The 25,988-nt window shown below is 71.9% G+C and carries 28 protein-coding genes and 1 pseudogene; 17 read left to right on the forward strand and 12 right to left on the reverse strand.

Annotation, left to right across the window (positions count from 1 at the left end):
* The first annotated feature begins 63 nt into the window (after positions 1 to 63).
* Positions 64 to 796 (forward strand): annotated as a pseudogene (locus ACZ4WH_RS10630) (SDR family NAD(P)-dependent oxidoreductase).
* A 231-nt stretch (positions 797 to 1,027) separates the two neighbouring features.
* Here ACZ4WH_RS10630 and ACZ4WH_RS10635 read toward each other — a convergent pair.
* The gene (locus ACZ4WH_RS10635) at positions 1,028 to 1,657 is read right to left on the reverse strand and encodes a TetR family transcriptional regulator (protein WP_468178767.1); all 630 of its coding nucleotides are present in this window, start codon (positions 1,655 to 1,657) and stop codon (positions 1,028 to 1,030) included.
* 291 nt (positions 1,658 to 1,948) lie between these two features.
* Between ACZ4WH_RS10635 and ACZ4WH_RS10640 the strand changes: the two genes are divergently transcribed.
* Positions 1,949 to 2,917 carry a helix-turn-helix domain-containing protein gene (locus tag ACZ4WH_RS10640; RefSeq protein WP_468178769.1) on the forward strand — a complete coding sequence of 323 codons (969 nt, stop codon included), beginning with the start codon at positions 1,949 to 1,951 and terminating at the stop codon, positions 2,915 to 2,917.
* 56 nt (positions 2,918 to 2,973) lie between these two features.
* Here ACZ4WH_RS10640 and ACZ4WH_RS10645 read toward each other — a convergent pair whose 3' ends face one another.
* Positions 2,974 to 3,396, reverse strand: a complete 423-nt coding sequence (locus tag ACZ4WH_RS10645) for a MarR family winged helix-turn-helix transcriptional regulator (protein ID WP_468178771.1) — start codon at positions 3,394 to 3,396, stop codon at positions 2,974 to 2,976.
* A gap of 245 nt (positions 3,397 to 3,641) precedes the next feature.
* On the opposite strand from ACZ4WH_RS10645, the gene ACZ4WH_RS10650 reads away from it, so the two are divergent.
* From ACZ4WH_RS10650 to ACZ4WH_RS10700, 11 genes are all read left to right on the forward strand, one after another.
* Positions 3,642 to 5,087 carry an MFS transporter gene (locus ACZ4WH_RS10650; protein WP_468178773.1) on the forward strand — a complete coding sequence of 482 codons (1,446 nt, stop codon included), beginning with the start codon at positions 3,642 to 3,644 and terminating at the stop codon, positions 5,085 to 5,087.
* 76 nt (positions 5,088 to 5,163) lie between these two features.
* Positions 5,164 to 6,018, forward strand: a complete 855-nt coding sequence (locus ACZ4WH_RS10655; RefSeq protein ID WP_468178775.1) for an MBL fold metallo-hydrolase — start codon at positions 5,164 to 5,166, stop codon at positions 6,016 to 6,018.
* A 102-nt stretch (positions 6,019 to 6,120) separates the two neighbouring features.
* Positions 6,121 to 6,300: a hypothetical protein gene (locus ACZ4WH_RS10660; RefSeq protein ID WP_468178777.1), complete on the forward strand. Its 180-nt coding sequence runs from the start codon at positions 6,121 to 6,123 to the stop codon at positions 6,298 to 6,300.
* 177 nt (positions 6,301 to 6,477) lie between these two features.
* Positions 6,478 to 7,272 carry an HAD family hydrolase gene (locus ACZ4WH_RS10665; protein WP_468178779.1) on the forward strand — a complete coding sequence of 265 codons (795 nt, stop codon included), beginning with the start codon at positions 6,478 to 6,480 and terminating at the stop codon, positions 7,270 to 7,272.
* Entirely contained in the window at positions 7,269 to 8,615 is a 1,347-nt protein-coding gene (locus ACZ4WH_RS10670; RefSeq protein WP_468178781.1) for a class I adenylate-forming enzyme family protein, read from the forward strand. The genes ACZ4WH_RS10665 and ACZ4WH_RS10670 overlap by 4 nt, the downstream gene beginning before the upstream one ends.
* The gene (locus ACZ4WH_RS10675; protein WP_468178783.1) at positions 8,612 to 9,382 is read left to right on the forward strand and encodes an SDR family NAD(P)-dependent oxidoreductase; all 771 of its coding nucleotides are present in this window, start codon (positions 8,612 to 8,614) and stop codon (positions 9,380 to 9,382) included. The genes ACZ4WH_RS10670 and ACZ4WH_RS10675 overlap by 4 nt, the downstream gene beginning before the upstream one ends.
* The gene (locus ACZ4WH_RS10680; RefSeq protein WP_468178785.1) at positions 9,376 to 9,663 is read left to right on the forward strand and encodes a phosphopantetheine-binding protein; all 288 of its coding nucleotides are present in this window, start codon (positions 9,376 to 9,378) and stop codon (positions 9,661 to 9,663) included. Before ACZ4WH_RS10675 ends, ACZ4WH_RS10680 begins: the two co-directional genes overlap by 7 nt.
* Positions 9,664 to 9,665: 2 nt before the next feature.
* Positions 9,666 to 10,700 (forward strand): AvrD family protein, encoded by a 1,035-nt coding sequence (locus ACZ4WH_RS10685; RefSeq protein WP_468178787.1) that lies wholly within the window; start codon positions 9,666 to 9,668, stop codon positions 10,698 to 10,700.
* A gap of 99 nt (positions 10,701 to 10,799) precedes the next feature.
* Positions 10,800 to 11,201 carry an acyl carrier protein gene (locus ACZ4WH_RS10690; RefSeq protein ID WP_468178789.1) on the forward strand — a complete coding sequence of 134 codons (402 nt, stop codon included), beginning with the start codon at positions 10,800 to 10,802 and terminating at the stop codon, positions 11,199 to 11,201.
* Positions 11,198 to 11,965 carry a 4'-phosphopantetheinyl transferase family protein gene (locus ACZ4WH_RS10695; protein WP_468178791.1) on the forward strand — a complete coding sequence of 256 codons (768 nt, stop codon included), beginning with the start codon at positions 11,198 to 11,200 and terminating at the stop codon, positions 11,963 to 11,965. Before ACZ4WH_RS10690 ends, ACZ4WH_RS10695 begins: the two co-directional genes overlap by 4 nt.
* Before the next feature lies 1 nt (position 11,966).
* Positions 11,967 to 12,731 carry a thioesterase II family protein gene (locus ACZ4WH_RS10700; RefSeq protein WP_468178793.1) on the forward strand — a complete coding sequence of 255 codons (765 nt, stop codon included), beginning with the start codon at positions 11,967 to 11,969 and terminating at the stop codon, positions 12,729 to 12,731.
* Between the two features lie 67 nt (positions 12,732 to 12,798).
* On the opposite strand, the gene ACZ4WH_RS10705 is transcribed toward ACZ4WH_RS10700, so the two are convergent.
* A complete protein-coding gene (locus ACZ4WH_RS10705) occupies positions 12,799 to 13,902 on the reverse strand; it encodes a Gfo/Idh/MocA family protein (protein WP_468178795.1) in 1,104 nt (367 codons plus the stop codon).
* Positions 13,903 to 13,955: 53 nt separating this feature from the next.
* Entirely contained in the window at positions 13,956 to 14,480 is a 525-nt protein-coding gene (locus tag ACZ4WH_RS10710; protein ID WP_468178798.1) for a flavin reductase family protein, read from the reverse strand.
* Positions 14,481 to 14,587: 107 nt separating this feature from the next.
* Between ACZ4WH_RS10710 and recO the strand changes: the two genes are divergently transcribed.
* Together recO and ACZ4WH_RS10720 are read left to right on the forward strand one after the other, a co-directional pair.
* The gene (gene recO, locus ACZ4WH_RS10715; RefSeq protein WP_468178800.1) at positions 14,588 to 15,334 is read left to right on the forward strand and encodes a DNA repair protein RecO; all 747 of its coding nucleotides are present in this window, start codon (positions 14,588 to 14,590) and stop codon (positions 15,332 to 15,334) included.
* A 30-nt stretch (positions 15,335 to 15,364) separates the two neighbouring features.
* A complete protein-coding gene (locus ACZ4WH_RS10720; RefSeq protein WP_468178802.1) occupies positions 15,365 to 16,198 on the forward strand; it encodes an isoprenyl transferase in 834 nt (277 codons plus the stop codon).
* A gap of 90 nt (positions 16,199 to 16,288) precedes the next feature.
* Here ACZ4WH_RS10720 and ACZ4WH_RS10725 read toward each other — a convergent pair whose 3' ends face one another.
* Genes ACZ4WH_RS10725 through ACZ4WH_RS10740 form a run of 4 tightly spaced genes read right to left on the reverse strand, consistent with a single transcriptional unit; the run spans position 16,289 to position 19,432 of the window.
* Complete coding sequence (locus ACZ4WH_RS10725) at positions 16,289 to 16,708, reverse strand: Fur family transcriptional regulator (protein WP_468178804.1); 420 nt, start codon at positions 16,706 to 16,708, stop codon at positions 16,289 to 16,291.
* 59 nt (positions 16,709 to 16,767) lie between these two features.
* Complete coding sequence (locus ACZ4WH_RS10730; protein ID WP_468178806.1) at positions 16,768 to 17,670, reverse strand: metal ABC transporter permease; 903 nt, start codon at positions 17,668 to 17,670, stop codon at positions 16,768 to 16,770.
* Positions 17,670 to 18,440, reverse strand: coding sequence for a metal ABC transporter ATP-binding protein (locus ACZ4WH_RS10735; protein ID WP_468178809.1), 771 nt, complete (start codon positions 18,438 to 18,440; stop codon positions 17,670 to 17,672). The genes ACZ4WH_RS10730 and ACZ4WH_RS10735 overlap by 1 nt, the downstream gene beginning before the upstream one ends.
* 11 nt (positions 18,441 to 18,451) lie before the next feature.
* Positions 18,452 to 19,432, reverse strand: a complete 981-nt coding sequence (locus tag ACZ4WH_RS10740; RefSeq protein ID WP_468178813.1) for a metal ABC transporter substrate-binding protein — start codon at positions 19,430 to 19,432, stop codon at positions 18,452 to 18,454.
* Positions 19,433 to 19,592: 160 nt separating this feature from the next.
* On the opposite strand from ACZ4WH_RS10740, the gene ACZ4WH_RS10745 reads away from it, so the two are divergent.
* A complete protein-coding gene (locus tag ACZ4WH_RS10745) occupies positions 19,593 to 20,975 on the forward strand; it encodes a glycine--tRNA ligase (protein WP_468178815.1) in 1,383 nt (460 codons plus the stop codon).
* Positions 20,976 to 21,053: 78 nt separating this feature from the next.
* Here the strand turns inward: ACZ4WH_RS10745 and ACZ4WH_RS10750 are convergent, their stop codons facing one another.
* Together ACZ4WH_RS10750 and ACZ4WH_RS10755 are read right to left on the reverse strand one after the other, a co-directional pair.
* Complete coding sequence (locus ACZ4WH_RS10750) at positions 21,054 to 22,106, reverse strand: chitinase (RefSeq protein WP_468178817.1); 1,053 nt, start codon at positions 22,104 to 22,106, stop codon at positions 21,054 to 21,056.
* A gap of 144 nt (positions 22,107 to 22,250) precedes the next feature.
* Complete coding sequence (locus ACZ4WH_RS10755; protein WP_468178819.1) at positions 22,251 to 23,678, reverse strand: MFS transporter; 1,428 nt, start codon at positions 23,676 to 23,678, stop codon at positions 22,251 to 22,253.
* Between the two features lie 178 nt (positions 23,679 to 23,856).
* On the opposite strand from ACZ4WH_RS10755, the gene ACZ4WH_RS10760 reads away from it, so the two are divergent.
* The gene (locus ACZ4WH_RS10760; protein WP_468178821.1) at positions 23,857 to 24,729 is read left to right on the forward strand and encodes a helix-turn-helix transcriptional regulator; all 873 of its coding nucleotides are present in this window, start codon (positions 23,857 to 23,859) and stop codon (positions 24,727 to 24,729) included.
* Between the two features lie 3 nt (positions 24,730 to 24,732).
* Here ACZ4WH_RS10760 and ACZ4WH_RS10765 read toward each other — a convergent pair whose 3' ends face one another.
* Together ACZ4WH_RS10765 and ACZ4WH_RS10770 are read right to left on the reverse strand one after the other, a co-directional pair.
* On the reverse strand, positions 24,733 to 25,416 hold the full coding sequence (locus ACZ4WH_RS10765) for a DUF6766 family protein (protein ID WP_468178823.1): 684 nt from the start codon (positions 25,414 to 25,416) through the stop codon (positions 24,733 to 24,735).
* Positions 25,417 to 25,503: 87 nt separating this feature from the next.
* On the reverse strand, positions 25,504 to 25,911 hold the full coding sequence (locus ACZ4WH_RS10770) for a hypothetical protein (protein WP_468178825.1): 408 nt from the start codon (positions 25,909 to 25,911) through the stop codon (positions 25,504 to 25,506).
* Positions 25,912 to 25,988: the final 77 nt, after the last annotated feature.

The raw sequence follows: 25,988 nt of genomic DNA on the forward strand, positions 1-25,988 counted from the left end.
GGACCGAACCGGTTGTCCGGAAACAACGGGGAGGGGAACAACGTGTTCACGGGCAAGACGGTCATGATCACCGGGGCGTCGAGCGGCATCGGCGCCGCCACGGCCCGCCATCTCGCGGCGCAGGGGGCGGCGGTCGTCCTCATGGCGCGGCGCGAGGAGAAGCTGGAGAAGCTGGCGGCGGAGATCGGCGCGGAGGGGGGCCGGGCGCTGCCGTGCCCGGGGGGACGTCACATCGGCGGAGGACGTGCGCCGCGTCGTCGACACCGCCGTCTCCTCCTTCGGTTCCCTGGACGCGGCGTTCAACAACGCCGGCTGGGGGACGGCGGGCGTGCGGCTGCACGAGCTGCCCGACGACGTCTACGACCAGATCATGGACGTCAATGTGCGCGGCGGGTGGAACTGCATGCGCTACCAGATCCCGGCGATGCTGGCCCACCAAGGCGGCACCATCCTCAACACCTCCAGCACGGCAGGGCAGTTCGCCACCGGGGCCGCGGCCCCGTACGTCGCCGCCAAGCACGCGCTGATCGGTCTGACGAGGGCGGCCGCGGCCGAGTACGGCGACCAGGGGATCCGGATCAACGCCCTGGTCGTCGGCACCACGCGGACGGAACTGATGGAGGCGGTGATCGCCCGGCACCCCGAGGTGGAGACCCAGGGCGTCTCCCGCGCCATCCAACGGCGCATGGCCGACCCCCTGGAAATCGCCCGAGCCGCCGCCTGGCTCCTCAGCGACCAGTCCTCCTTCGTCACAGGCGCGGCAGTCCCGGTGGACGGAGGGTGCAGCGCGGTCTGACGGGCCCGCACCCGACTCGCCCGACGAGGGGTCTTCCAACGGGCGCCCTGCGCACGGCGGTTGAGGTCGACCGCCGTGCGCGGGGCGCTGCCCGACGGCGGCTGCGGCGGGCAGCGGCTGCCGGGGCGGGGCTGTGGTGCGGGTGCCGCCGGCTGCGGCGGGCGGGTGCCGTGGTGCCCGGGCCGCCAGTTGCTCAGTCCGCCTCCGCCCGGCGGGCCCGACCGGGGCCGCTCACCCCGCCCCGTCCCGCACCCCCGCCGGACCCGTCGCGTTGCCGATCAGGCCGGTCAGCAGGACCGCCCAGACCGCGTTGAGCTGGGACAGGTGGGAGGCGCAGCCCTCGGTGGGCTGGGGGGAGTCCAGCACGCCCAGGACCAGGTACCGCAGGAGCAGCGCCACGATCTCGGGGTCGACGCCGGTGCGCAGCTCCTTCTCCCGGCTCGCCCGGTCCAGCAGGCCGCGCACGTCGGGCAGCCAGGAGTCGGTCCAGTCCGCCGGCCCGGGCGCCCGTTCCCGGGTCAGTCGGCCGGCGGCCCGCACGGTCGGCTCCTCGCACAGCAGGGCCGCCACGGCGTGCGAGATGCGGATGACCCGTTGGAGGAGCGGGAAGTCGGGCTCGTCCACGGGCTCGGCGGCCGTACGCGCCACCGCCTCGCGGGTGATCTCGGACCCCCGGGCGTGCACGGCTTCCGCGAGGGCCGGCTTGGTGGGGAAGTGGAAGGTCAGGGCGCCCATGGTGACACCGGCGGACCTGCTGACGCGCTGGAGCGACGTGCCGCTGTACCCCTGTAGCGAGAACTCCCTGGCAGCAGCCTCCAGCAGACGTCCTCGCGTCCGCTCGGCCCGCTCCTGACTGACCATGCTTCCCGGCCTCCGCACGTTCGGTGGGCTGTGCCCGCGGCTGCGGAGACCCGCACGCCCGTCTAACAATGATAGCGCTCGTTATCTTTATGTGTGGTACCTCCCCTCGCAACCCCGTGGTCAGCAAGGTGGCGCGAACGGGTCGGCTCCGACCCCCTCGCTCGACGGTCAAGGATCAGTAAAAATAAAAAAACCTACTCTCTTCAGGCCTCAAGAAAAATAACGGTACCTATTATGTTGTGAGCGCACCGAGACGGGGGGCGCGAACGTTGTACACGGAGGAGGGGCACCATGATGACTGGTACTGGATCTCCGGCATCCGGCGTCGCGTTGTCAGTGATCCGCCGCAAGCGCCGGGAGGCGGTCCCCGCCCCACGGCGGGATGTCGTCCAGGCTCCCGCGGCGGCCAAGCCGGCCGACCTGAGGTTCGCCGAACTCGGCAGCTTCCTGGCGGCCCGGCGTGCGGAGGTCACTCCGGAGCAGGTCGGACTGCCGGGCGGAGGGTCCCGCCGGCTCAGCGGTCTGCGCCGCGAGGAGGTGGCCATGCTGGCGGGTATCGGGGCGTCCTGGTACGCGTGGATCGAGCAGGGGAGGGCGAAGAACGTCTCCCCGGAGATCCTCGCAGCCATCGCCGGGGTCCTGCGGCTGGACGAGGCGCAGTGTCTGTATGTGATGCGGCTGGCCGGGTACACCGCGCCACGCCGCCCCCGGGCCGCCGTGGAGGACGACGACCTGCTCGGCGCGGAGATCGTCGACGACTTCCTGCCCGGCCCGGCGTACTTCCTCGACCGCTACTGGGACATCACGGCGGCCAACACCGCCGCCGAGCGTCTGCTGGGCGTCGAAGGAGGGCGCTCGAACTACTTGGAGATGCTCTTCCTCGACCAGAGCGCCCGCAGCCGGTTCCCCCTGTGGGAGCGGGACGCGGCCGACGCGGTGGCCCGGTTCCGCACGCGGAGCGGCGAGTTCCTGGGCGATCCCCGGCTCGCCTCCCTCGTCGGCCGCCTGCGCGAACGCAGTCCGTTCTTCGCCGACCTGTGGGACCAGCACCGCATCAGCGACGGGTCGGGCATCACCCAGGTGGTGCGCCATCCGGGGCTGGGCCAGGTGTCCCTGAACCAGGTCTGTCTCGATCTGTCCTGCCGGCCCGGTCGTCAGCTGATCCTGCTGCGGCCGCACTCGGGCGGCGATGCCGAACGGATCGGCGACTGGATCCGGGAGGTGTCACCGGCCTTCACCGTCTCCAGGGTGCCTGCCTGAGCGGCCGCCCGAGCGGCCGTCCCGGCGGTGCCCGCCCGGGCCCGGGGCGCGGTCGCTCAGTCGGCGGCCCGGGCCAGCAGCTCGCGCAGGGTCGTCTGCTCCTCGTCGGTGAGCCGCCCGATCGGCGAGTCCACCGAGAGCTGCCTGACGACCTTCCTGCGCAGCGCGGCCCCCTCGGGCGTCAGATGCAGCAGCTTGGCGCGCCGGTCGGTCGGGTGCGGCCGGCGCTCCAGCAGGCCCATGGCCTCCAGCCGGTCCGCGACGAACGTCGCGTTCGACGCCTCGCAGTGCATCCGCTGGGCCAGCTCGCGCAGGGTCCGCGGCTCGGGCAGCTCGCGCAGGGCGACCGCCTGCGCCGAGGTGAGCCCGAACCGGTCGGAGACCTGCCGGGTGTGCCGTTCGATCGCCTGTGACAGGGCGTTGACCAGGCTGCACACGTCGCCGTCTGCGATCCGGCCGGGTGTGTTCGAGTGCGCCATGTCGTCATCGTACCCGGCGGCCTCGCACACCCGGGCGGTCAGATCGTGCGAGTTGAAATCATTCGAACTCGATCTTCCCTTGCGGAAGTCGCCCACCAAGCCCTAGCTTCGGACTCGGATAGTTCGAGCTAGTAGTATCCGAGCTAGAAGTATTGCTGGCTCGGTGGCCCGCCGGACGGATGTGCCGTCCGGTCCGGCCCGTCCCTTCCCTGCCTTCCGCTCTATTCAGAGAGGTACACAGAGCCATGACTTCGTCTGGTTCCGCGCGCCACAAAGGGCTCATCCTGGCGGCCCTGGCGCTGGCCCAGCTGATCATCGCCCTGGACTACAGCATCGTGTTCGTCGCCCTTCCGGACATCGGTTCCGGCGTGGGCTTCTCGGACCAGCAGCTCCAGTGGGTGATCGGCGCGTACGCCGTCGCGTTCGGCGGCTTCCTGCTGCTCGGCGGTCGCATGTCCGACCTGCTCGGCCGGCGCCGGATGTTCCTGACCGGCCTGGCGCTCTACGCGCTCGCCTCCGTGCTCGGGGGTCTGGCCTCGGACCCCTGGGTCCTGGTCGCCGCGCGAGCGGTGCAGGGCATCGGCGGCGCCTTCCTCGCGCCGGCCACCCTGTCCCTGCTCACCAGCAACTTCGAGGAGGGGCCCGAGCGCAACCGGGCCCTGGGCGTGTGGGGCGCCACCGGCAGCAGCGGCATGGTGGTCGGCTCGCTGCTGGGCGGTGTGCTGACGCAGGCGTTCGGCTGGGCCGCGGTGTTCTTCGTCAACGTCCCCCTCGCCCTGGGTGTCGCCCTGCTCGGACTCCAGGCGATCCCCGCCGACCAGCCGACCGAGCGCCGTCAGGGCTTCGACCTGCCCGGCGGCATCACCGTCACCGGCGGCGCGCTGCTGCTGGTCTTCGGCCTGGTGCAGGGGCCGGAGGCCGGCTGGGCCGCGCCCGTCACCCTGGTCAGCTTCATCGCCGCGGCGGCCCTGATCGTCGGCTTCGTCGTCATCGAGTCGCGCACCGCCGACCCGCTGGTGCCGCTGCGGGTGTTCTCCTTCCGCAGCCTGCGCCTCGGCTCCATGATCACGTTCGCGTTCATGGCGACCTTCGGGGCGAGCGCGTACTTCATCACGCTCGCGCTCCAGACCGTGCGCGACTGGAGCGCCCTGGCCACCGGTCTGGCCTTCATCCTGCCGTGCGCCTGCATCCTGGTCGGCACCGTTATCGGCGGCAGGATGTCCACCGCGATCGGCGTGCGCAGCACCCTGGTGATCGGCCTGGTCGTCGGCGCCGTCGGTACGGCCGTGTTCGCCGCCTTCCTCGGCAACGGCTCGACGTACGCGCAGATGGTCCCCGGCATCGTGATCTTCAGCATCGCGCAGGGCGTCATCTGGACCGCCATGTTCTCCGCGGCGACCACGGGTGTCGAGGAGAAGCTCCAGGGCCTGGCGTCCGGCCTGGCCACCAGCGGCCAGCAGGTGGGCGCCGCCGTGGGCCTGGCCGTCCTGGTCGCCGTCTCCAACGCGGTCAGCGGCTCCGACCCGGCCCCGGCCGAGCTGTCCGACGGGCTCCAGGCGGCCACCTTCACCTCGGCCGTCCTGATCCTCCTCACCGTCGGCCTGGCGCTGGCCCTGCCGAAGCCGGCCGCGGCCGTCAAGGAGACGCCGGTACCGGCCGAGACCCCCGTCCGGGCCAACGAGGCGGTCTGACGGTCCGCCCGGGAAGCCGGACCCACCTTCCGGCTTCCCGGGCGGCCATGACGACGTCACCCACCGAAGGATCACCATGACGCTCCCCACGGGGCTCAACTCCTCACCCGCCGCGCTCCGTTCCCTGCGTTTGGGCGACCACACCGTCACGGTCGTCCCCGACGGCGCGGTGCAACTGCACCCGCGGCGCTGGCTGCCCGACTCGACGGACCGCGACTGGGCGGGCGACCACGCCGGGCTCCTGGACGACCAGGGCTACCTCGGGACGTCCGTGGCGAGCCTGCTCGTGGAGTACGACGGCCGGGCCCTGCTCCTCGACGCCGGCTTCGGCCCGCACGACATCCCGGCCGGGGACACCATCGACACCATCGGCGCCCTCCACGGCGGACGGCTCCCCGGCGCCCTCGCCCTGGCCGGCCGTGACCCCGCCGACATCGAGGCCGTCGCCTTCACGCACCTGCACGACGACCACATCGGATGGGCGTTCCGGCCCGGCCCGGACCGCCCCTCCCCGTTCGCGCGGGCCACGCTGCTGGCCTCCGCCGACGAATGGGCCGACTGGCCGGCACCGCCTGAGGCCGCCGGCCTCCCGGTGACCCCGGGCGCGGAGATCTTCCCCGGCGTCACCGCGTGGCCCACCCCCGGACACACGCGCGGTCACACGTCGTACGTCGTCTCGGCCGGCGGCCGGCGGCTGATCGCGTTCGGGGACGTCTTCCACAGCCCCGCCCAACTGGCCCGCCCCGACTGGCGGGTGTCGATGGACGCCCTGCCGGAGCGGGCGGTGCGCACGCGGCACGAGACGCTGGCCGAACTGACGCGCCCGGACACCCTGGCCTTCGCCAACCACTTCGCGCAGGGGCAGCTGGGACGGGTCGTCCACAGCGGGGGCGTGGCGCGCTGGGAGCCACTGCCGGAAGAAACCGCGTAACGCGTTCCCGCCGAAAGAGCGGGCCTGGCACCGGGTAATCCGGGTGCCGGGCCCGCTTTTTCGCGTCGGCCGGTGGTGAAGTGCCGCGATGAACGTGTTGGTGTGGGCGGCAGCATCTTCGGTGATGGCGTCGGGGAAGCCGGTGACATTGAAGTCTGGGGCCCGGAGGCCGCCGGTGAAATGATTCCTGACATGAGCCAGAACATCGCCGTGACCGGCGCTCACGGACCCGGCAACACCCCGCTGTCCAGGGCGCTTTCCCGCCGTCTTCACCCGGCATAAACGTTTCCGCGATGACGTCACCGCAGCCCTCGAAGAAGTCGCCGGTCGAATTCCCTCCAGCCCAGGAGAACCGGCCCGTCGACGGGAATGCGAGCGGAAGCCCCGAAAAGCGGGCGGAGAAGATCCTCGGCGCGCGGCCGGCCCATTCGCCCCCAGACCTCAGGAGCGTACCGACCCATGAACCGCACGCGCATCGCCTTCTTCGACGTGGACGGCACCCTGACCACGTCCGGCAGCATGTTCCGTCTCCTCGCCTTCTACCTCGCCGCCCTGGGCCACCCGCCGCGCGTGTACGAGGAGCGGCGCCGTGAGCTGAAGGCCATGGCCGCGATCGGCTGCCCGCGAGAGGCCACCAACCGGGCCTACTTCAGGGGCCTCCAGGGCGTGGACGCCGCCGTCCTCGCCGGTGTCGCGGACGCGTGGTTCGCGGCCGAGCTGTCCACCGGCGGCTACTACCACGAGCCGGCCCTGGCCGCGCTGCGCCGCCATCAGGAGCGGGGCGACCAGGTGGTCCTGGTGTCCGGGTCGTTCCCGGCACCGCTCCGCCCGATCGCCGCCGACCTGGGCGTCGAGGACGTCTGGTGCACCGAGCCGGACATCGCCCACGGGCGCTACACCGGCGACCTCAAGGGCCCGCCGATGATCGGCGCCGCCAAGGCCGAGGCCGTACGGACCGTCCTCGCCCGGCGCGGTGCGGCCACGGGCGACTGCGTCGCGTACGGCGACCACATCTCCGACCTGCCGATGTTCAAGGCCGTCGGCTCCGCCGTGGTCGTCGGCGGCGACGAGCGGCTGCGCACCTCGGCGCGCGCCCACGGGTGGCCCCTGCTGCCCGGCACCCTTCCCCCGCCCGCGCTGCCGCTGCCGCGGACCGGCCCCGCCCCGGCCCGTACCCACCCGACCTTCAACTCCCCCTACTCGTCCTTCGCCCCCACCTCACCCGCCCGCTACGAGATGCCGGAGACCGCATGACTGCCTGGTTCTTCGAACGGATGCACAGCTTCGGTGACGCCGACGCGATCGTCTTCGACGGCCGGAGCCACAGCTACGCCCAGGTGCTGAAACTGACCGACCAGTGGAAGGCCTTCCTCGACGCGCAGGAGGTGCGGCCCGGACAGGTGGTCGCGCTGGAGGGAGCCAGCAGCGTCGAGGCCTGCGCCGGGCTGCTCGCCCTGATCGACCGCGGCGCCGTCGTCGTACCCCTGACCCGGCTGCCCCCGGCCAAGCGGTCCGAATTCCTGGACATCGCGGAGGTGGAAGCCGTCATCACCGTCGACGCCCTGGGCGGCCGGCACCGGTTCGAGGCCACCGGCCGCACGGCCGACCACGAACTGTACGGCCGGCTGCGCGCGGCGCGGACCCCCGGCCTGGTGCTGTTCAGCTCCGGCACGACCGGCCGCAGCAAGGCGACGGTCCTCGACTTCGCCAAGGTGCTGGGCAAGTACGGCGAGGCCCGCAAGCCCAAGCGGACCCTCGGCTTCCTCAACCTGGACCACATCGGCGGCATCAACACGCTGCTGCACACGCTCAGCCAGGGCGGAGCCCTCGTCACCATCGACGACCGCACCCCCGACACCGTGTGCGCCGCGATCGCCGCCCACCGGATCCAGGTGCTGCCCACCACGCCCACGTTCCTGAACATGCTGCTCATCTCGCGCGCCTACACGCGCCACGATCTCAGCTCCCTGCAACTGATCACCTACGGCACCGAGCCCATGCCGCTCGGGGTGCTCCAGCGGCTCGACGCGACGCTGCCCGGCGTCCGCCTGAAGCAGACCTACGGCCTGTCCGAGCTGGGCATCCTGTCCACCCGGTCCCGTGACAACGACAGCCTCTGGGTGAAGCTCGGCGGCGAGGGCTTCGACTACCGGATCCGCGACGGCATCCTGTGGATCCGCTCCGACATGGCCATGCTCGGCTACCTCAACGCACCCGCGCCCTTCGACGACGAGGGCTACTTCAACACCCAGGACGCGGTGGAGACCGACGGCGACTACGTCCGCATCCTCGGCCGCAAGTCCGAGATCATCAACGTGGCCGGGGAGAAGGTCTACCCCAGCGAGGTCGAGAACGTCCTGCTGGAGATGGACATCATCGCCGACGCCACGGTCTCCGGCCGGCACAGCCACATCACCGGCCAGGTGGTGCAGGCCCGGGTGAAGCTCACCGAGCCGGCGGACCCCCGGGAGGTGGCCCGCCGCGTCCGGAGGTATTGCAGCCGGCGGCTGGAGGCCTACAAGGTGCCGCTGCTGGTCGAGGTCACCGACGACGACCAGCACTCCGACCGCTTCAAGAAGATCCGGAGCGCGGTGTGAACCCGGCCACCGACCCCGCCGGGCCCGCGCCCGGCGGCCCCGACGCCCCCGTCGCCGTCGTCAGCGGCGGAAGCAGGGGACTGGGCCGCGTCCTGGTCGAACGGCTCCTGGCCGACGGCCGGCGCGTGGCCACCTTCAGCCGCACGCCCAACGAGTTCACCGAGGCGATGGCCGACAAGCACCCGGACTCCTTCCACTGGGCGGCCGTCGACCTGACGGACTTCACCGGGCTGCGGGAGTTCGCCCGCGACAGCGCCCGGCGCTTCGGCCGGATCGACCTGCTGGTCAACAACGCGGGCGTGCTCCACCAGGAGCTGTTCCTGACCGGCGCCCCCGGCCGGATGAACGACCTCGTCGGCGCCAACCTCCTGGCGCCCATGCACCTGGCGCAGGCCTGCGCCCGCGTCATGACGCGAGGCGGTGGCGGCACCGTCGTCAACGTCTCGTCCATCAACGCCATCCGCGGCTACCGGGGCGTCGCCGTGTACGCCGCGGCCAAGGCCGGCCTCGAAGGACTCGGCCGCGCCCTGGCCCGCGAACTCGGCCCCCTGGGCATCCGGGTCAACACCGTCACGCCCGGCTTCTTCGACAGCGACATGACCGCGGACGTCACCTCGCGCAACCGCGAGAAGATCCAGCACCGCACCCCGCTGGGCCGCCTGGGAACCGTGGACGAGATCGCCGAGGCGGTCCTCTTCCTCGCCTCGCCCGAGGCCCGGTTCATCACCGGACACACCCTTGTCATCGATGGAGGCATCACATGCTGAACAACACGCGGACACCGGCGGCCCAGATCCGGGCGGCCATCCAGCGCGAGATCGACAGCGTCCTGCTCGACGAGGAGGGCGGCGCCGGCTACTCCCTGGACGACCCGCTGCTGACGGCCGGCCTCAACTCCCTGCTGCTGGCACAGCTGTTGCTCCAGCTGGAGGCCGAACTCGGCGTCGACCCCTTCGGTGCGGACCGCTCCATCACCGACGTCCGTACCGTCGGCGAGCTGATCGACGTCTACGAAGAGGCGATACGCGCCGCGTCGGCGGGGGTGTGACCGTGGGAACCGGCCAGCAGCTGTCGCTCACGTCCATCGACGACTACCTCGGCCCGAGCGAGACCCGCTTCTTCTCCCGTGGCTACCAGCGCGCCGGCTACCAGGTCAGGGACGTCGTCGTCACCCCGGCCGACGCCCCCGACGCGGGCGTGCGGGCCACCGTGGACGTCACCTATCCCGCCGACTGGTCCCGCAAGAAGGACGGCACCGACCTACGGCCCCACCTGAGCACCGTCGACGCGCTCGTCCTCGGCGTCCAGCTCGCCGAACTCCACCTCGCCCACGGCTACGGACTCGACGGCGCGGCCCGGACCCGGATGCGGCTGCGCAAGGTCGTCCTGCGGGCCGGCGGCGCGCCCCAGGAGGAGCTGACGGACATTCCGCTCGCGGCCCGCCTGGTGAAGACCGAGGAGGTCCCCGGGCCGTCCGCCCGGCACCTGTCCGTGCACGACTGCACTGTGGGCAATCTGCGCGTGCGGTGCGAGATCGAGCACGACATCACCACCCGCACCGTGGAGGAGGCGCGCCACGAGAGCCTGGAGAAGGCGCTCGGCCCCGGCACGGAACGCTTCTGGGGCGAGGGGTTCAAGAACCGGCGGCACTTCATCCGCGACGTCCGCGTCGACCTGGACGCCCTCGCCGCGCGGGCCGACGTGCACTTCGCACCGGAGCCGGACGGCGGCCGGGAGGGCATCGAGGGCGACACCCAGCCGTCCGTCTCCCTCATCGACGCCTTCGTGGTCAATCTCCAGCTCGTCCAGGTCCTGATGTACGAGCTGGACTCGATCAGCCGGGCCGAGAGCAACACCCTGTGGATGATGCAGACGGTCCTGGAGGCACCCGCGGACGGCTCCCCGGTGCCCGACCGCCCGGACGCGCCGGTCGTCGCCGAGGCCGCCCTCACCGGCAAGCGGCTGCTGCCCCTGCGCGGCGGGATCTGGCGCAGCGTCGAGATCAAGGCGGGCCTGGCCGGCGTCCGGCTGCGCTGCGGCTTCGCCCATGAGCTGCCGGCGCAGGCGGCCGCCACCGCGGCCTGACGCCCAGCGGCACCGACCCCCCCCGTGTGCGCCGCCGTGTCCCTCCTGGACGCGGCGGCGCACCGCTCACCGACACCCTGAAACGGAGGTCGCAGCACAGTGGACCAGGCACTGCTCGACTGGTTCCGGACCGCCCCCGGCGACCCGGACGAGTCCGGCGCACCCGACGACGACACCCTCCCGGTCGACGTGACGCCGCCCCCGCGCACCGAACTGGCGGCCGCGAGCCCCGCCCGGCGGGAGCGCCTGATCGGCGACTACCTGTGCCAGGAGATCGGCCGCGTCCTGCACTGCCCGGCCGAGAAGGTCGACCGGCACCAGACCATGACCGACCTCGGCGTCGGCTCCATGACCGGCCTCGAGCTGCAACGGCGGATACGGGCGGCCCTCGGCGTCGCACCCGACCTCCCCACGATCCTGCGAGCCGAGAACACCCACACGCTGACCCTGCGTCTCGTGGACCTGCTCGGCGCGACCACGGCGGGAGCCCTGTCAGCGTGAAACTGCCCATCCCCGCCGCGGGCGACGCCGATCTGTGGCTGCTGCGCCAGCCCCGGCCCGGCACCTGCACCGGCGAACTCGACCTGACCGAACTCGACGAGGCCGAACGGCAGCGGGCCGGCAGCTGCCGCCGCGAGGCCGGCCGCCTCCTGTACTCGTCGGTGCACATCGCGCTGCGCCGGCTGCTCGGCGCCTACCTGGACACCGGGCCACGACAGCTGCGCTTCGGCCGGGCACCCTGCCCGTGCTGCGGGGAGCCGCACGGCAGGCCCGTACTCGAAGCGCCCGAGTCCCCGCTGCACTTCTCGCTGTCCCACAGCGCCGGCATGGCCCTCATCGGTGTGTCCACCGTGCCGATCGGCGTGGACGTCGAGAAGATCCCCTCCCGCGGCACCGTCCGCGTGTGCACCCCCGCGCTGCACCCCGACGAGCGGAGCGAACTGCTCGCCCGCCCCGACGGCGTCGGCGCCGTCGCCTTCGGGCAGCTGTGGACGCGCAAGGAGGCCTACCTCAAGGGCATCGGCACCGGGCTCGCCCGGGACCTGTCCGCCGACTACCTCGGCGCCGACAGCGCCCGGCACCCCGCCCGGTGGACCCTCCACGACGTGCCCTGCGGCCCCCGCCACACGGCCGCCGCCGCGCTCCACGAGCAGCCCCCGGGCGCCCGGCTGAGGGTGCACTGGCTCCCCATGGACTGCCTGTACAAGGAGAGGCCCATGCCCCTGGGCGAGCAGGACACCTTCCTCGGAGAGCTGGTCGCCTGAGATGCCCGTCTACGACGTCACCACCCCGTCCGGCCAGGAGCCGCCCTTCACCCTGGTGCTGCTGCACCACGCGGGCGGCTCCGCCCGGGGCTTCGCGCCGCTCCTGCCCCATCTGCCGGGCCAGTGGCGGGTGCTCGGCGCCGACCTGCCGGGCCGGCTGCTGGACCGCGCCCGCCCCCGGTGCCGTACCGCCCAGGAGGCCGTGGACCACCTGTGCGACGCGCTGCGCCCCGAACTCACCGGCCCCTACGCCGTGTTCGGCCACAGCATGGGGGCCCTGCTGGCGTTCGAACTGGTACGGCGGCTGGAGGCCGAGGCCCGCGAACCCCGCTGGCTCGGGGTGTCGGCCGTCCCGCCGCCGGTGAGCGAGGGCACCGCCCGCGCCGCCGCCCCGGCCGGCTGGCCGGCCCACCGCGTGCTCCGGTATCTGCACGGCCTGGGCGGCACACCCGCCGGGACCGACCACCGCACGGCTCTCGCCGAACTCGTGGCGCTGACCGTGCGCCAGGACCTGGAGGTGCTGGGCAGCTACGCGTACGACGGCGGCCCGCCGCTGCGTACGGCCCTGTCGGTGTTCGGCGGGGAGGACGACCCGCTGGCTCCCCCGCACCTGCTCCGCCGGTGGTCGGCGTACACCCGCCGCCCGATGGGCTGTCACCTCTGGCCCGGCGGGCACTTCTACCTCTTCGACCACGCCGAGGACGTCTCGGCGCGCCTGGTGCGCGCCTGCCGGACGCTGCTCGCCGGCGACCGCGCGGCACCCTGACCCGCCCCGGCGTACGCGAGGTCCCCCGGACCCGACGGCCCGGGGGACTTGCGTGTATGCGGTGCCGTTACTGACGGACGCCCGTTTCGGCGGCGCGCGCGATCCGGTCCAGGAGCCGGTGGTGCTCGACGGCGTGCGCGAAGTCGGGCACGGTCCGGGTGCCCTCCTCGATGTCGGTGCGCAGCTGGGCGTAGGCGTGCGCGACCGGCGACGCCGGCCCGCTCACCCCCGGCACGAGCTGGTACTCCTCGGGGACGGGCAGCACGGACAGCTCCTCGTCGCCACGGGCGCCCCGGAGCGTGAACTGGCCGAACTGAAGGTGCCCGGTGTCCCCGGTGACCACCAGGTCGCCCTCGGTGCCGTTGATCTCCCACAGCAGGTTGGTGGACCGGCTGGAACCGCCCCGGTAGTGCAGGGAGGCGACCGCGCCGCTCTCCAGCACGCCGGACACGGCGATCTGGTCCTCGGCGGTCTGCGGCAGCGACTCCCCGGTCTCCGCCACGCGCACCTTGGCGCGGCGCGTGGCCGTGGTGGCCGTGAGCCCGGCGAAGCCCGACAGGCACATCGTCAGCGCGTCCAGGGTGTGCCCGAAGGGGATCGTCATCAGCGTGGCCCCGTTGGCGCGGTCGGCCGTGTACGCGCCGCGGGAGCCCACCACCGGGCCCCAGCCGCCGCCGGAGCCCACCAGGGTGGTGGACAGCACCTCGCCCACATATCCCTGGGCGATCAGGTCCCGCAGGTACCGCACGGCCGGGGCGGAACGGGACTGGAGACCCACCGCGGTGCGCACCCCGCGCCGCTCGGCGAGCGCGGCCAGCGCCTGCGCCTCCTCCGCCCCGACGGCCAGCGGCCACTCGCTCAGCACCATCGTGCCCGCCTCCAGCGCGGGCTCGATCAGTTCGCGGTGACGGGGCACCTTGACCGCCACGACGACCAGGTCGATGTCGTCATGGGCGGCCAGCTCGGCGACGTCGGTGAAGGCCAGCGGCACCCCGTACTTCTCGGCGGACCGCCGCGCGGCCTCGGGCGAGGACGCCGTCAGACCGCGCAGCTCGAATCCTTCCACCGCGGCGAGCGCGGGCAGGTGACCGCGGGCGGCCCAGCCGCCGTCGGCGCTGAGACCGACGATGCCGACTCCGAGGGGCCTGCGGGAACCGGTGCTCTGTGTCATGAAGGGTCAACCCACTCACTGTTGGTCCGGAGAGATGATCGGGCCGCGCCGCGTCAGGCGGCCAGCCGCTCGTACGACCCGCGGTAGAAGACCAGCGGCGCCCCGTCCTCACGGCTGCTGAGCCGGTGGACCCGGGCGATGACGACGTCGTGGTCCCCGGCCGGGTACTCGGCCTCCACCGAGCACTCCAGCCATCCGATGGCGCCGTCCAGCACGGGCGTCCCGGCCGGTGTGGCGCTCCACCGGACGCCCCGGAACTTGTCGGCGCCGCTCGTGGCCAGGCGGCTGCTCAGCTCGCGCTGGTCCGCGCCGAGGATGTTGACGCAGAAGCGCTCGGCGGCCCGGACCTGTGGCCAGCTGGTGCTCGTCCGGGCGATGCAGAACAGAACGAGCGCGGGATCGAGGGACACCGAGGTGAAGGAATTCACCGCGAGACCGACCGGTGCGGCATCGCCCGCGCGAACCGCGGTCACCGCCACGACGCCGGTGGTGAACCGGCCCAGCGTGGCGCGGAATTCCTCGTGGCTGACCTGGCTGACGTCGCTGACGCGGCTGACGGAATCTGTCGACGAGGGCATGCGTCCATCCTTGGTCCCCCGACAACCCGTAACAAGTGCGTACGCAAAGTAGTGGTGTCACCAATACCGGCGGCGGCACCGTCCTCGGCATGGGCGAGAATGGAGCCATGAGTCTGTTCCGCGACGACGGCATCGTGCTGCGCACCCAGAAGCTGGGTGAGGCGGACCGGATCATCACGCTGCTCACGCGCGGCCACGGCCGGGTGCGGGCCGTCGCCCGGGGCGTGCGGCGTACGAAGTCCAAGTTCGGCGCCCGGCTCGAACCCTTCTCCCACGTCGACGTGCAGTTCTTCGCGCGGGGCAGCGAGCTGATCGGGCGCGGCCTGCCGCTGTGCACGCAGAGCGAGACCATCGCTCCCTACGGCGGCGGGATCGTCACCGACTACGCCCGCTACACCGCCGGGACCGCCATGCTGGAGACGGCCGAGCGGTTCACGGACCACGAGGGCGAGCCGGCCGTCCAGCAGTACCTGCTGCTGGTCGGGGCCCTGCGGACGCTCGCCCGGGGCGAGCACGCGCCGCACCTCGTCCTCGACGCCTTCCTGCTGCGCTCCCTCGCCGTCAACGGCTACGCGCCCAGCTTCGGCGACTGCGCGAAGTGCGGGATGCCCGGCCCGAACCGGTTCTTCTCCGTGGCCTCCGGCGGCTCCGTCTGCGGGGACTGCCGGGTGCCCGGCAGCGTCGTACCGTCCCCGCAGACCCTGGTGCTGCTGGGGGCGCTGCTTACGGGAGACTGGGAGACGGCGGACACGTGCGAGGCGCGGTACGTCCGCGAGGGCAGCGGGCTGGTGTCCGCCTACCTGCACTGGCATCTGGAGCGCGGGCTGCGTTCCCTGCGGTACGTAGAGAAGTAAGCACGGCACGGTAGAGGAGACGAGAAGCACATGGTCGTACGCGGGATCCTGGGGCGCCAGCGGCGCGAGTACAAGGCGCCGGAGCCGCACCCGTCCGGTGCCCGCGCGCCCAAGCTGCCGGGTGAGCTGGTCCCGAACCACGTGGCGATCGTCATGGACGGCAACGGGCGGTGGGCCAAGGAACGGGGGCTGCCGCGCACCGAGGGGCACAAGGTCGGCGCCGAGCGCGTGATCGACGTGCTCCAGGGCTCCATCGAGATCGGCGTCCGCAACATCTCCCTGTACGCCTTCTCCACCGAGAACTGGAAGCGGTCCCCCGACGAGGTCCGCTTCCTGATGAACTTCAACCGCGACTTCATCCGCAAGACCCGCGACCAGCTCGACGAGCTGGGCATCCGGGTGCGCTGGGTGGGCCGGATGCCCAAGCTGTGGAAGTCGGTGGCGAAGGAGCTTCAGGTCGCCCAGGAGCAGACGAAGGGCAACGACCTGCTCACCCTGTACTTCTGCATGAACTACGGCGGCCGGGCGGAGATCGCCGACGCGGCGCAGCGGCTCGCCGAGGACGTGAAGGCGGGCCGGCTCGACCCGTCCAAGGTCAGCGAGAAGACCATCCAGAAGTACCTGTACTACCCGGACATGCCGGACGTCGACCTGTTCCTGCGGCCGAGCGGGGAGCAGCGCACCTCCAACTACCTGCTCTGGCAGAGCGCGTACGCCGAGATGGTCTTCCAGGACGTGCTGTGGCCCGACTTCGACCGCCGTGACCTGTGGCGGGCCTGCGTCGAGTTCGCCTCCCGCGACCGCCGCTTCGGCGGCGCGATCCCGAACGAGGATCTGCTGGCGATGGAGGGCGAGCGGAGCTGATTCGACGCCGGGTGCTGCCGCGCCCGAAGGGGCGCGGGGAACTGCGCGACCAGCCACAACAGACCGGCACCCGGCAACGGGCTCGCACGCCTACGGCGAGCAGCCCCCGGCGCAGTCGGAACACGTGCCGAAGATCTCCACCGTGTGGGCCACGTTGACGTAACCGTGCTCGGCGGCGATGGCCTCGGCCCACTTCTCCACCGCCGGGCCCTCCACCTCCACCGCCTTGCCGCAGGCGCGGCAGACGAGGTGGTGGTGGTGTTCGCCGCTGGCGCAGCGGCGGTAGACGGACTCGCCGTCGGACGTGCGCAGGACGTCGACCTCGCCGGCCTCGGCGAGGGACTGGAGGGTGCGGTAGACCGTGGTCAGGCCGACGGAGTCGCCCTTGTGCTTGAGCATGTCGTGCAGTTCCTGCGCGCTGCGGAACTCGTCGACCTCGTCCAGGGCCGCCGCCACGGCTGCACGCTGGCGGGTCGCGCGGCCCTTCACGGGCGGTCCAGCGGTCGTCACCGTTGCCTCCTCACGTCTGCTGCTGCCCGGGCCATTGTGCCAGCCCGGGCTGTCGGCGGTCAGACGCCGACCTCGTCCCCGGCGCCCCGCGCGGCCGGAATCGCGCACTCCGCAGGGTCCCCGGCGGGCTGGGCGGCGGCTGCCGCGCGGGCGCGTCGCCGGGCCAGCGGGCCGGCCAGCGTGGTCAGCGCGAGGAACGCGGCGATGGTCAGCAGGACGATCGTGGCGCCCGGCGGGACGTCCTGGTAGTACGACGTGATCGTGCCGCTGACGGTCACGGCCACCCCGATCGCCACCGCGATCACGAAGGTGACGGTGAAGCTGCGGCTGAGCTGCTGCGCCGCCGCCACGGGGACGACCATCAGCGCGGACACCAGCAGCAGGCCGACGACCCGCATGGCGACCGTGACGGTGACCGCCGCGGTGACCGCCGTCAGCAGGTTCAGCGCGCGCACCGGCAGGCCCGTGACCCGCGCGAACTCCTCGTCCTGGCTGACCGCGAACAGCTGGCGGCGCAGGCCCAGCGTGACCACCAGGACGAACGCGGCGAGCACGCAGATCGCGGTCACGTCGGACTCGGACACCGTCGACAGGGAGCCGAACAGGTACGACGTCAGGTTGGCGTTGGACCCGCCCGGCGCGAGGTTGATCAACATCACACCGCCGGCCATACCGCCGTAGAACAGCATGGCCAGGGCGATGTCGCCGCGGGTCTTGCCGTACCAGCGGATCAGCTCCATCAGGACCGCGCCGAGGACGGAGACGGCCGTCGCCATCCACACGGGGGACGTGGACAGCAGGAAGCCGAGGCCGACGCCCGTCATGGCCACGTGTCCGATGCCGTCGCCCATCAGGGCCTGGCGGCGCTGGACCAGGTAGATGCCGATCGCGGGCGCGGTGATGCCGACCAGCACGGCGGCCAGCAGCGCCCGCTGCATGAAGGCGTAGTTCAGGAAGTCCATCAGCTCAGCAGTCCCGTGCGGATCGGTTCGGCGCCCGCCGGTGCGTGCGGGTGTACGTGGTCGTGGCCGGGCAGCGCGTGCTGGCCAACCGCGCGCGGCGGCGGGCCGTCGTGCAGCACGCAGCCGTCGCGCAGGACGACCGCCCGGTCGATCAGGGGCTCCAGCGGGCCCAGCTCGTGCAGCACGAGCAGCACCGTCGTACCGGTGTCGACCTGCTGCCTCAGGGTGCGCGCCAGGATCTCCTGGCTGGCCAGGTCGACGCCCGCCATCGGCTCGTCCATGATCAGCAGCTCGGGCTCGGCGACCAGTGCCCGGGCGATCAGCACTCGCTGGTGCTGGCCGCCGGAGAGCGCGTTCACGGAGTCCTTGGCCCGGTCCGCCATGCCGACCAGTTCCAGGGCCCGGCGCACGGCCTCCCGGTCGGCCTTGCGGAAGACGCCGAAGCGGGTGCGGGACAGGCGGCCCGAGGAGACGATCTCGGTGACCGTCGCCGGGACCCCGCCCGCGGCCGTCGTCCGCTGCGGTACGTAGCCCACGCGCGCCCAGTCCCGGAAGGACCGGCGCGGGGCGCCGAACAGCTCGATCGTGCCGCCGCTCACCGGCACCTGGCCGATGATCGTGCGGATCGCCGTGGACTTGCCGGAGCCGTTCGCGCCGAGCAGCGCGACGACCTCGCCGCGGCCGACGGTGAGGTCGATGCCGCGCAGCACGGGGCGCGCGCCGAGTTCGGCGGTCACGCCGCGCAGGGCTATGACAGGCTCGCTGGTCATCTCGTCTCCTGTCACTGGGCGCCCAGCGCCTGCTGGAGCGCCTTGAGGTTGGCCCGCTGGACCGCGAAGTAGTCCGTGCCGCGGGACTTGTCGGTGATGCCCTCGATCGGGTCGAGGACGTCGGTCTTCAGGCCGGCGTCGTGGGCGATGGTCCTGGCGGTCCTGTCGCTGACGAGCGTCTCGTAGAAGACCGTGGAGACGCCGTCGGCCTTGGCCATCTTCTCCAGCTCCTTGACCCGGGCGGCGCTCGGCTCGGACTCGGGGTCGAGGCCGTTGATGGCCTCCTCGGTGAGGCCGTAGCGCTCGGCGAGGTAGCCGAAGGCGGCGTGCGTGGTGATGAAGACCTTGCTCCTCGTGTGCGCGAGGCCGTCCTCGAACTGGGTGTTCAGCTCGTCCAGCTGCTTGACCAGGGCCGCGGTGTTCTTCTTGTAGTCGGCCGCGTGCTTCGGGTCGGCCTTCTCGAAGGCCTTGCCGACGCCCTCGGCGACCTGGGCGTAGCGCACCGGGTCGAGCCAGACGTGCGGGTCCTTGCCGGCGGACTCCTCGCCCTCGTGGCCGTCGTGCTCGGCCGCGTGGCCGCCGACCTCGTTGCCGTGGTCCTCCAGCGTGGTCAGGGAAGCCGCGTCGATCTTGGTCTTGACCGGGGACTGGGCCACCGCGTCGTCGACGGACGGCTGGAGGTTCTTCAGGTACAGGACCGCGTCGGACTCCTGGAGGGAGGCGATCTGCTGGGGGCTGATCTCCAGGTCGTGCGGCTCCTGACCGGGGGAGGTGAGGGTGGTGACGTGGACGTGGTCCCCGCCGATCCGCTCGGCGAGGAAGGTCATCGGGTAGAAGGACGCGACGACGTCGAACTTGCTCGTGTTGGCCGCGACCGCCTTGTCGCCGGAGCAGGCGGAGAGCGTGCCGATCCCGAGGGCGGTGGCCGCGGCGACCGCGGCGGCGGATATGAGGCGCTGCGCGCGGGGCCGGGTGCGTCGTCGTACGTTCATGACAGTCATTTTCAACAAATATGGAAACCGTTGTCAACAACGCTCGTCAGACGGTCTGGGCAGGGGCCGATTTGGTCGTGGGGGAGCATGCGCCGGTAACCTGAATCATTCGCTGGAAGCATCTCGCTTCAACGCCCGTCGTCGTAATGAAGAGAGCACCGTGGCCGCCGACAAGATCGACACCATCGTCAGCCTGAGCAAGCGCCGTGGCTTCGTTTTCCCGTGCAGTGAGATCTACGGCGGACAGCGTGCCGCCTGGGACTACGGACCGCTGGGTGTCGAGCTCAAGGAGAACATCAAGCGCCAGTGGTGGCGCTACATGGTGACGTCGCGCGAGGACGTCGTCGGTATCGACTCGTCCGTCATCCTGGCCCCCGAGGTCTGGGTGGCCTCCGGCCACGTCGCCACCTTCACGGACCCGCTGACCGAGTGCACCGCGTGTCACAAGCGGTTCCGCGCCGACCACCTGGAGGAGGCGTACGAGGAGAAGAAGGGCCACGCCCCGGCGAACGGCCTCGCCGACATCAACTGCCCGAACTGCGGCAACAAGGGCCAGTTCACCGAGCCCAAGCAGTTCTCGGGCCTGCTGTCGACGCACCTCGGCCCGACCCAGGACTCCGGCTCCGTCGCCTACCTGCGCCCCGAGACCGCCCAGGGCATCTTCACCAACTTCGGCCAGGTGCAGACCACCTCGCGCCGCAAGCCGCCGTTCGGCATCGCCCAGATGGGCAAGTCGTTCCGCAACGAGATCACTCCGGGCAACTTCATCTTCCGCACCCGCGAGTTCGAGCAGATGGAGATGGAGTTCTTCGTCAAGCCGGGCGAGGACGAGCAGTGGCAGGAGTACTGGATGGAGCAGCGCTGGAACTGGTACACCGGCCTGGGCCTGCGTGAGGAGAACATGCGCTGGTACGAGCACCCGAAGGAGAAGCTCTCCCACTACTCCAAGCGCACCGCCGACATCGAGTACCGCTTCCAGTTCGGCGGCTCGGAGTGGGGCGAGCTGGAGGGTGTGGCCAACCGCACCGACTACGACCTCTCCGCGCACTCCAAGGCCTCCGGCCAGGACCTCTCCTACTTCGACCAGGAGGCCGGCGAGCGCTGGACGCCGTACGTCATCGAGCCCGCGGCCGGTGTCGGCCGCACCATGCTGGCCTTCCTGCTCGACGCCTACGTCGAGGACGAGGCGCCGAACGCCAAGGGCAAGATGGAGAAGCGCACGGTGCTGCGCCTGGACCACCGTCTGGCTCCGGTGAAGGTCGCCGTGCTGCCCCTGTCGCGGAACCCCGAGCTGTCCCCGAAGGCCAAGGGTCTCGCCCAGGCGCTGCGGCAGAACTGGAACATCGAGTTCGACGACGCCGGCGCCATCGGCCGCCGCTACCGTCGCCAGGACGAGATCGGTACGCCGTACTGCGTGACCGTCGACTTCGACACGCTGGACGACAACGCGGTGACCGTGCGTGAGCGCGACTCGATGAAGCAGGAGCGCGTGTCGCTCGACCAGATCGAGGGCTACCTGGCCCAGCGCCTGCTGGGCGCCTAGTCGCAACGCCGGATGCCGGGCGAGCCGCCAGCGCGGACTCGTCCGGCATTCGTGTGTGCGCCCCCTGTCCGCCCCCGCTCAGCGGCCCTGGAGCGCCTTGACGTTGTCGCCGAACGTCCAGTTCTTCGCGCCGTCCCAGTTGACCGACCACGTCATCAGGCCCTTGAGCGACGTGCCGTAGTGCGTCCAGGCCTGGGAGACCAGGGACGGGGACATGTAGCCGCCGCCCGCGCCGGACTGGGCGGGCAGGCCGGGCACCTGCTTGTCGTACGGCACCCTGATCGTCGTGCCCTGCACCACCAGGCCCTTGGCGAGGCAGTCGGTCTGGGCGGTGAAGCCCTGCACGGTGCCGGCCGCGTAGGAGTCGCCGGAGCAGCCGTACATGCTGCCGTTGTAGTACTGCATGTTCAGCCACCACAGGCGGCCGTTGTCCGCGTACTTCTTGATGATCGGCAGGTAGGCGCCCCAGATCGATCCGTAGGTGACGCTGCCGCCGGTGACGTACGCCGTCTCGGGGGCCATCGTCAGGCCGAAGCCCGCCGGCATCCGGTCGAGGATGCCGTCGACGATGCGGATCAGGTTGGCCTGGGACGGGGAGAGCCGGCCGATGTTCCCGCTGCCGACCAGGCCCGTCTCGATGTCGATGTCGATGCCGTCGAAGTTGTACTTCTTCAGGATGGGCACGATCGTCGCCACGAAACGGTCGGCCACGGCGGACGAGCTGAGGTCGATACCGGCCGCCGCGCCGCCGATGGACAGCAGGATCGTCCGGCCGGACGCCTTGGCCGCGCACATCTCGGCCGGCGTGGCCACCTTCACGCCGGCGTCCATGCCGTCCTCCCACAGGGCCGTGCCGTCGGAGCGGATCACCGGGAAGGCCGCGTTGATCACGTTGTAGCCGTGGGCGGGGATGCGGGAGTCGGTGATCGGGGTCCAGCCGAAGGGCGGGTGGACGCCGTTGGCGGCGCCGTCCCAGTTCTCCCAGTAGCCCTGGAGCACCTTGCCCGCCGGCTTCGACTTCACCGCGCAGGTGTCGGCGGCGGAGGCGGCGGGCGCGGTGGCGATCGCGAGCGGGGCGAGAACGGCCGCGGCGAGCGCGGCGGTGAGGACGCGCAGGGTACGGCGGAGCATGGGGCCTCCCGGTGGGGGTCGGTGAGGTGTCGCGTGTCGTAGACATGACAGTGCGCTGGTCCAGACCTCTCGTCAATAGGTCTGGACCAACCACCTCGACCGGCGCGCGCGCCGCCTGGCCGACGGCGCCGCGACCCCCGGGACTCAGCCAACCGCCCGCGGCAACCGCAGACTCAGCAGACCGGTCAGCACCACCCCGCCCAACTGCACCAGCAACGTGCTGACCAGCGCGTCCCGCATGCCCAGATGCGGCACCAGGGTCAGGAACAGCGTGCCCAGCGTGGCCACCCCCAGCGCCAGCGCCGACTGCTGCGTGGTGACCATCACCCCGCTGCCGACCCCGGCCCGCGCCGGCGGCACCTCGGACATCACCAGCCGCATGATGTTGGGCAGTTGGAGCGCCTGACCCGCGCCGGCCACCGCCGCGCCCGGCAGCAGGGAGACGATGTCCAGCCGTGGCCAGTCCCGCCACGCGGCCAGCACGATCAGCAGCACGCCCACGCCCTGGAGCACGGACCCGGCGGTGACCACCCGCGTGCCGAAGCGGGCGATCAGCCGGGGCCCGGCGAGGGAGACGAGCAGGAACGCGACGGCCATCGGCGCCAGCGCGAGCCCGGCCGGCACCGGACCGAGCCCGGCACCCTGCTGCAACGCCAACGCGATCATGAACATGAACCCGCTGAAGCCGATGGAGAACGGCACCATCAGCTCCAGACCGCGCCGCATGGACGGCACCTGGAACAGGCTCGGCGGCACCAGCGGGGTCCGCCCCGCCCGGTCCGCCCGCCGCTCCACCACCCAGAACGCGCCCGCCGCGAACGGGAACGCGGCCAGCGACAGCCAGGTCCACAGCGGCCAGCCGGCCGCCCGGCCCTCGGTGAGCGGCGCGAGCAGTGTCAGCAGGGACACCGCGAGCAGCACGGTGCCCGGCCCGTCCACGGGCTCCGGGTGCTGCGACCGGGTCTCCGGCACGTACCGCGCGCCGAGCACGAGCCCCAGCACGACCACCGGCACATTGACGAGGAAGATCGCCCGCCACCCGGTCCCGGCGAGGTCGGCGGCGACCAGCACCCCGCCGAGCATCTGCCCCGCCACCATGGACAGCCCGGCCGTGGCGCCGTAGAGGCTCATGGCCTTCGCCCGGCGCGCGCCGCTCGTGGCGGACTGGATGGTGGCGAGCACCTGCGGCAGCATCGCGGCGGCCGAGGCGCCCTGCGCGACCCGGGCGGCGACCAGGCTCCAGGCGCCGGGCGCGAGTCCGCAGGCCAGGGAGGTGAGCCCGAAGGCGGCCATCCCGGCGAGGAACAGCCGGCGCCGGCCGAACAGGTCCCCGAGCCGCCCGCCGAGCACGAGCAGCACGGCGTACGCGACCCCGTACCCGGCGACGACCAGCTCCAGCACGGCCTCGCCCGCGGCGAGATCGGCGCCGATGGTCGGCAGGGCGACATTGACGATGAAGAAGTCGACCAGCGGCAGCGCCGCGGCCAGCAGGACGGTGAACAGCCCGGGCCCGCCGAGCGCGGGCGGAGCCGCCGTCGGCCGGACGGCGGGGGCGGTGACGGTTTCCCTCATGCTCCCGAGCCTGGAACACCGCCCAAGCTGGTACCAGAGTCTCCTCATCCTGGTAGCGGAACTACCCGGAACCAGTCGGCGACAGGGCCGGATTCCGGTTCATGCTGGTGGTCGGCGCTCCTCGTCCTGGTACTGGAAGCACCTGGAAACAGGCTGTCCCGCCCGGCACCCTGGACGTATGACGACCTCGGTCCAGGAAACCCGGGCGCAGCCGGCCCGGGGAGCGGAGATCCGTCGGCACGAGCTGGCCGCGTTCCTGCGCAGCAGACGGGAACGCATCACGCCGGAACAGGTGGGCCTGCCGCGCGGGGCCCGCCGCCGTACCCCCGGGCTGCGCCGCGAGGAGGTCGCCCACCTCTCCGCGGTCGGCGTCACCTGGTACACCTGGCTCGAACAGGCCCGTGACATCCAGGTCTCCGTCCAGGTCCTGGACGCCCTCGCGCGCGCCCTGCGCCTGGACGCCAGCGAACGCGCCCACCTCTTCCAGCTGGCCGGCGCGACCGACCCGACCCCCGCCGCGACCTGCCCCAGCATCACCCCCGCCCTGCGCGAGATGCTGACCCGGCTGGAGCCGATCCCGGCCTGCATCCAGAACAGCCGGTACGACATCCTCGCCTACAACCGCACCTACGGCCGTCTGCTGGGCGACCTGGACGCGATCCCGCCCGAGGACCGCAACTGCATGCTGCTCGTCCACACCAACAAGGAGTGGCAGGCGGCGGTCGTCCACCTGGAGGAGACCCAGCGCCTGATGGCCGCCCGGCTGCGTGCCTCCCTCGCCGGTCACCTCGGCGAGCCCGCCTGGAAGGTGCTCCTGAAGCGGCTGGAGGAGTCACCCGCCTTCCACGAGAACTGGCAGCGCTACGAGGTGGTCGACACCCGCTCCAAGACCAAGGAGTTCCTCAACCCCCACGTGGGCCACCTGACCCTGGAGCACACGGACCTGTGGCTGGCCCCCGAGGTGGGCGCCCGGGTGGTGACGTACACGCCGAGGAACGAGGAGACCCGGGAGCGGCTGGAGAAGCTGCACGAGATCGCGTGCGGGCGGTGACCCTCAGCCCTCCACCCCGGTGGACGTGTGCGCCGCGCCGACCGGCTTGGACTCGGGGGAGCCGCGCTGGCGCAGATAGACGGAGAGGATGGCCATCGAGGCGACGGCCAGGAGTTCGGACTGCCAGTTCTGGAGGGTGCGGTCCCAGAAGTCGGCGCAGCCCAGGTAGGCCCACCAGGAGACCGGTGCCTGGAGCTGGCGCAGGTGCTCCTCGTTGTAGGCGGCGGCGCCGGTGATGGACTGCGCGAGCCAGGACCAGGCGAAGATGGCCGCCATGACGACGCCCAGCGAGCGGGAGTACATCCGCTGCCGCCAGCCCGTGGCGGCGGCCCAGCGCGGGGATTCCGGACCGGCGTGCTCACCGACCTTCTGCTCCTGATCGCTCTCCACCCCGGCCTTGTGCAGCTCCTTGGACTCCGGTGAACCGTGCTGGAGCAGCCAGACGGTGCCGAAGACGTAGAGGAAGAACTGGAGGTACTCCGACTGCCAGTTCTCGGTGACGTCCACGGCGAAGTCGGAGGTCGCGAGGTAGTCGAGGAAGCCGATCGGGTGCAGGCCGTCGGTGGTGAGCCGGTTGTTGAAGTCGGCGTGGCCGGCCACCGCCTGCCCGGCGAGGGTGAGCAGGAAGGCGGTGAAGAAGGCGAGGGTCAGGCCGTTGTGCCGGAGGAAGCGGGTGAGGCGGTTCACCGTTGCATCAGCCCCACGGCGGTGAAGTAGCCGAGCCCGGTGCCCACGGTCAGCAGGACCAGGGTGAACAAGGTGCGCATGACCTGCTCAGCCCCCTTTCACCTGGCACTGGTACGGCTGCTCGGGCCGCGGCACACAGCCTGCCGCGGTGACCAGCCAGCCGGCCGGGAAGGCCGACAGGAAGAGGGTGTCGCCGTCCAGGACGACCTGTGCCTGCCGGCCGTGGACCCGGACGTCCCGTACGGCACGCCCGTAGGGGAGCTGTTCCTTGGGGAGGGCCTTGGCGCAGGGCGACTCGGCGGACTGCTCGACCTCCTGCCGGGTCTCCGGGGCGAGTGCCGCGCAGCCACGGGGCCCGTCGGCCCGCCGGACGCTCTCCTCGAAGCGCACGGCGGCCCGGGACGCGGCCGTCTCCCGCTCGCCGAGGGTGGCGCAGCCGGTGAGGCAGACGGCGCAGACGAGCGCGGTCAGGCCCGCACGCCTCCAGCACGGCAAGGAAACCTCCACGGGGTCGGCACAACCGCTGCCGGACATCGTGAGGCCGGCACCCTGCCGGGCCAGGGAGCCGCGCC

It is taken from the genome of Streptomyces sp. NPDC029138, from assembly GCF_055564375.1.

Excerpts from the sequence above, each read along its gene's own strand:
- ACZ4WH_RS10665 (WP_468178779.1), top strand. The coding sequence starts at position 6,478 with ATGAACCGCACGCGCATCGCCTTCTTCGACGTGGACGGCACCCTGACC.
- ACZ4WH_RS10710 (WP_468178798.1), bottom strand. The coding sequence starts at position 14,480 with ATGCCCTCGTCGACAGATTCCGTCAGCCGCGTCAGCGACGTCAGCCAG.
- ACZ4WH_RS10750 (WP_468178817.1), bottom strand. The coding sequence starts at position 22,106 with ATGCTCCGCCGTACCCTGCGCGTCCTCACCGCCGCGCTCGCCGCGGCC.
- ACZ4WH_RS10635 (WP_468178767.1), bottom strand. The coding sequence starts at position 1,657 with ATGGTCAGTCAGGAGCGGGCCGAGCGGACGCGAGGACGTCTGCTGGAG.
- ACZ4WH_RS10705 (WP_468178795.1), bottom strand. The coding sequence starts at position 13,902 with ATGACACAGAGCACCGGTTCCCGCAGGCCCCTCGGAGTCGGCATCGTC.
- ACZ4WH_RS10655 (WP_468178775.1), top strand. The coding sequence starts at position 5,164 with ATGACGCTCCCCACGGGGCTCAACTCCTCACCCGCCGCGCTCCGTTCC.
- ACZ4WH_RS10645 (WP_468178771.1), bottom strand. The coding sequence starts at position 3,396 with ATGGCGCACTCGAACACACCCGGCCGGATCGCAGACGGCGACGTGTGC.
- ACZ4WH_RS10720 (WP_468178802.1), top strand. The coding sequence starts at position 15,365 with ATGGTCGTACGCGGGATCCTGGGGCGCCAGCGGCGCGAGTACAAGGCG.
- ACZ4WH_RS10755 (WP_468178819.1), bottom strand. The coding sequence starts at position 23,678 with ATGAGGGAAACCGTCACCGCCCCCGCCGTCCGGCCGACGGCGGCTCCG.
- ACZ4WH_RS10650 (WP_468178773.1), top strand. The coding sequence starts at position 3,642 with ATGACTTCGTCTGGTTCCGCGCGCCACAAAGGGCTCATCCTGGCGGCC.
- ACZ4WH_RS10760 (WP_468178821.1), top strand. The coding sequence starts at position 23,857 with ATGACGACCTCGGTCCAGGAAACCCGGGCGCAGCCGGCCCGGGGAGCG.
- ACZ4WH_RS10735 (WP_468178809.1), bottom strand. The coding sequence starts at position 18,440 with ATGACCAGCGAGCCTGTCATAGCCCTGCGCGGCGTGACCGCCGAACTC.
- ACZ4WH_RS10640 (WP_468178769.1), top strand. The coding sequence starts at position 1,949 with ATGATGACTGGTACTGGATCTCCGGCATCCGGCGTCGCGTTGTCAGTG.
- ACZ4WH_RS10700 (WP_468178793.1), top strand. The coding sequence starts at position 11,967 with ATGCCCGTCTACGACGTCACCACCCCGTCCGGCCAGGAGCCGCCCTTC.
- ACZ4WH_RS10670 (WP_468178781.1), top strand. The coding sequence starts at position 7,269 with ATGACTGCCTGGTTCTTCGAACGGATGCACAGCTTCGGTGACGCCGAC.
- ACZ4WH_RS10680 (WP_468178785.1), top strand. The coding sequence starts at position 9,376 with ATGCTGAACAACACGCGGACACCGGCGGCCCAGATCCGGGCGGCCATC.
- ACZ4WH_RS10730 (WP_468178806.1), bottom strand. The coding sequence starts at position 17,670 with ATGGACTTCCTGAACTACGCCTTCATGCAGCGGGCGCTGCTGGCCGCC.
- ACZ4WH_RS10740 (WP_468178813.1), bottom strand. The coding sequence starts at position 19,432 with ATGAACGTACGACGACGCACCCGGCCCCGCGCGCAGCGCCTCATATCC.
- recO (WP_468178800.1), top strand. The coding sequence starts at position 14,588 with ATGAGTCTGTTCCGCGACGACGGCATCGTGCTGCGCACCCAGAAGCTG.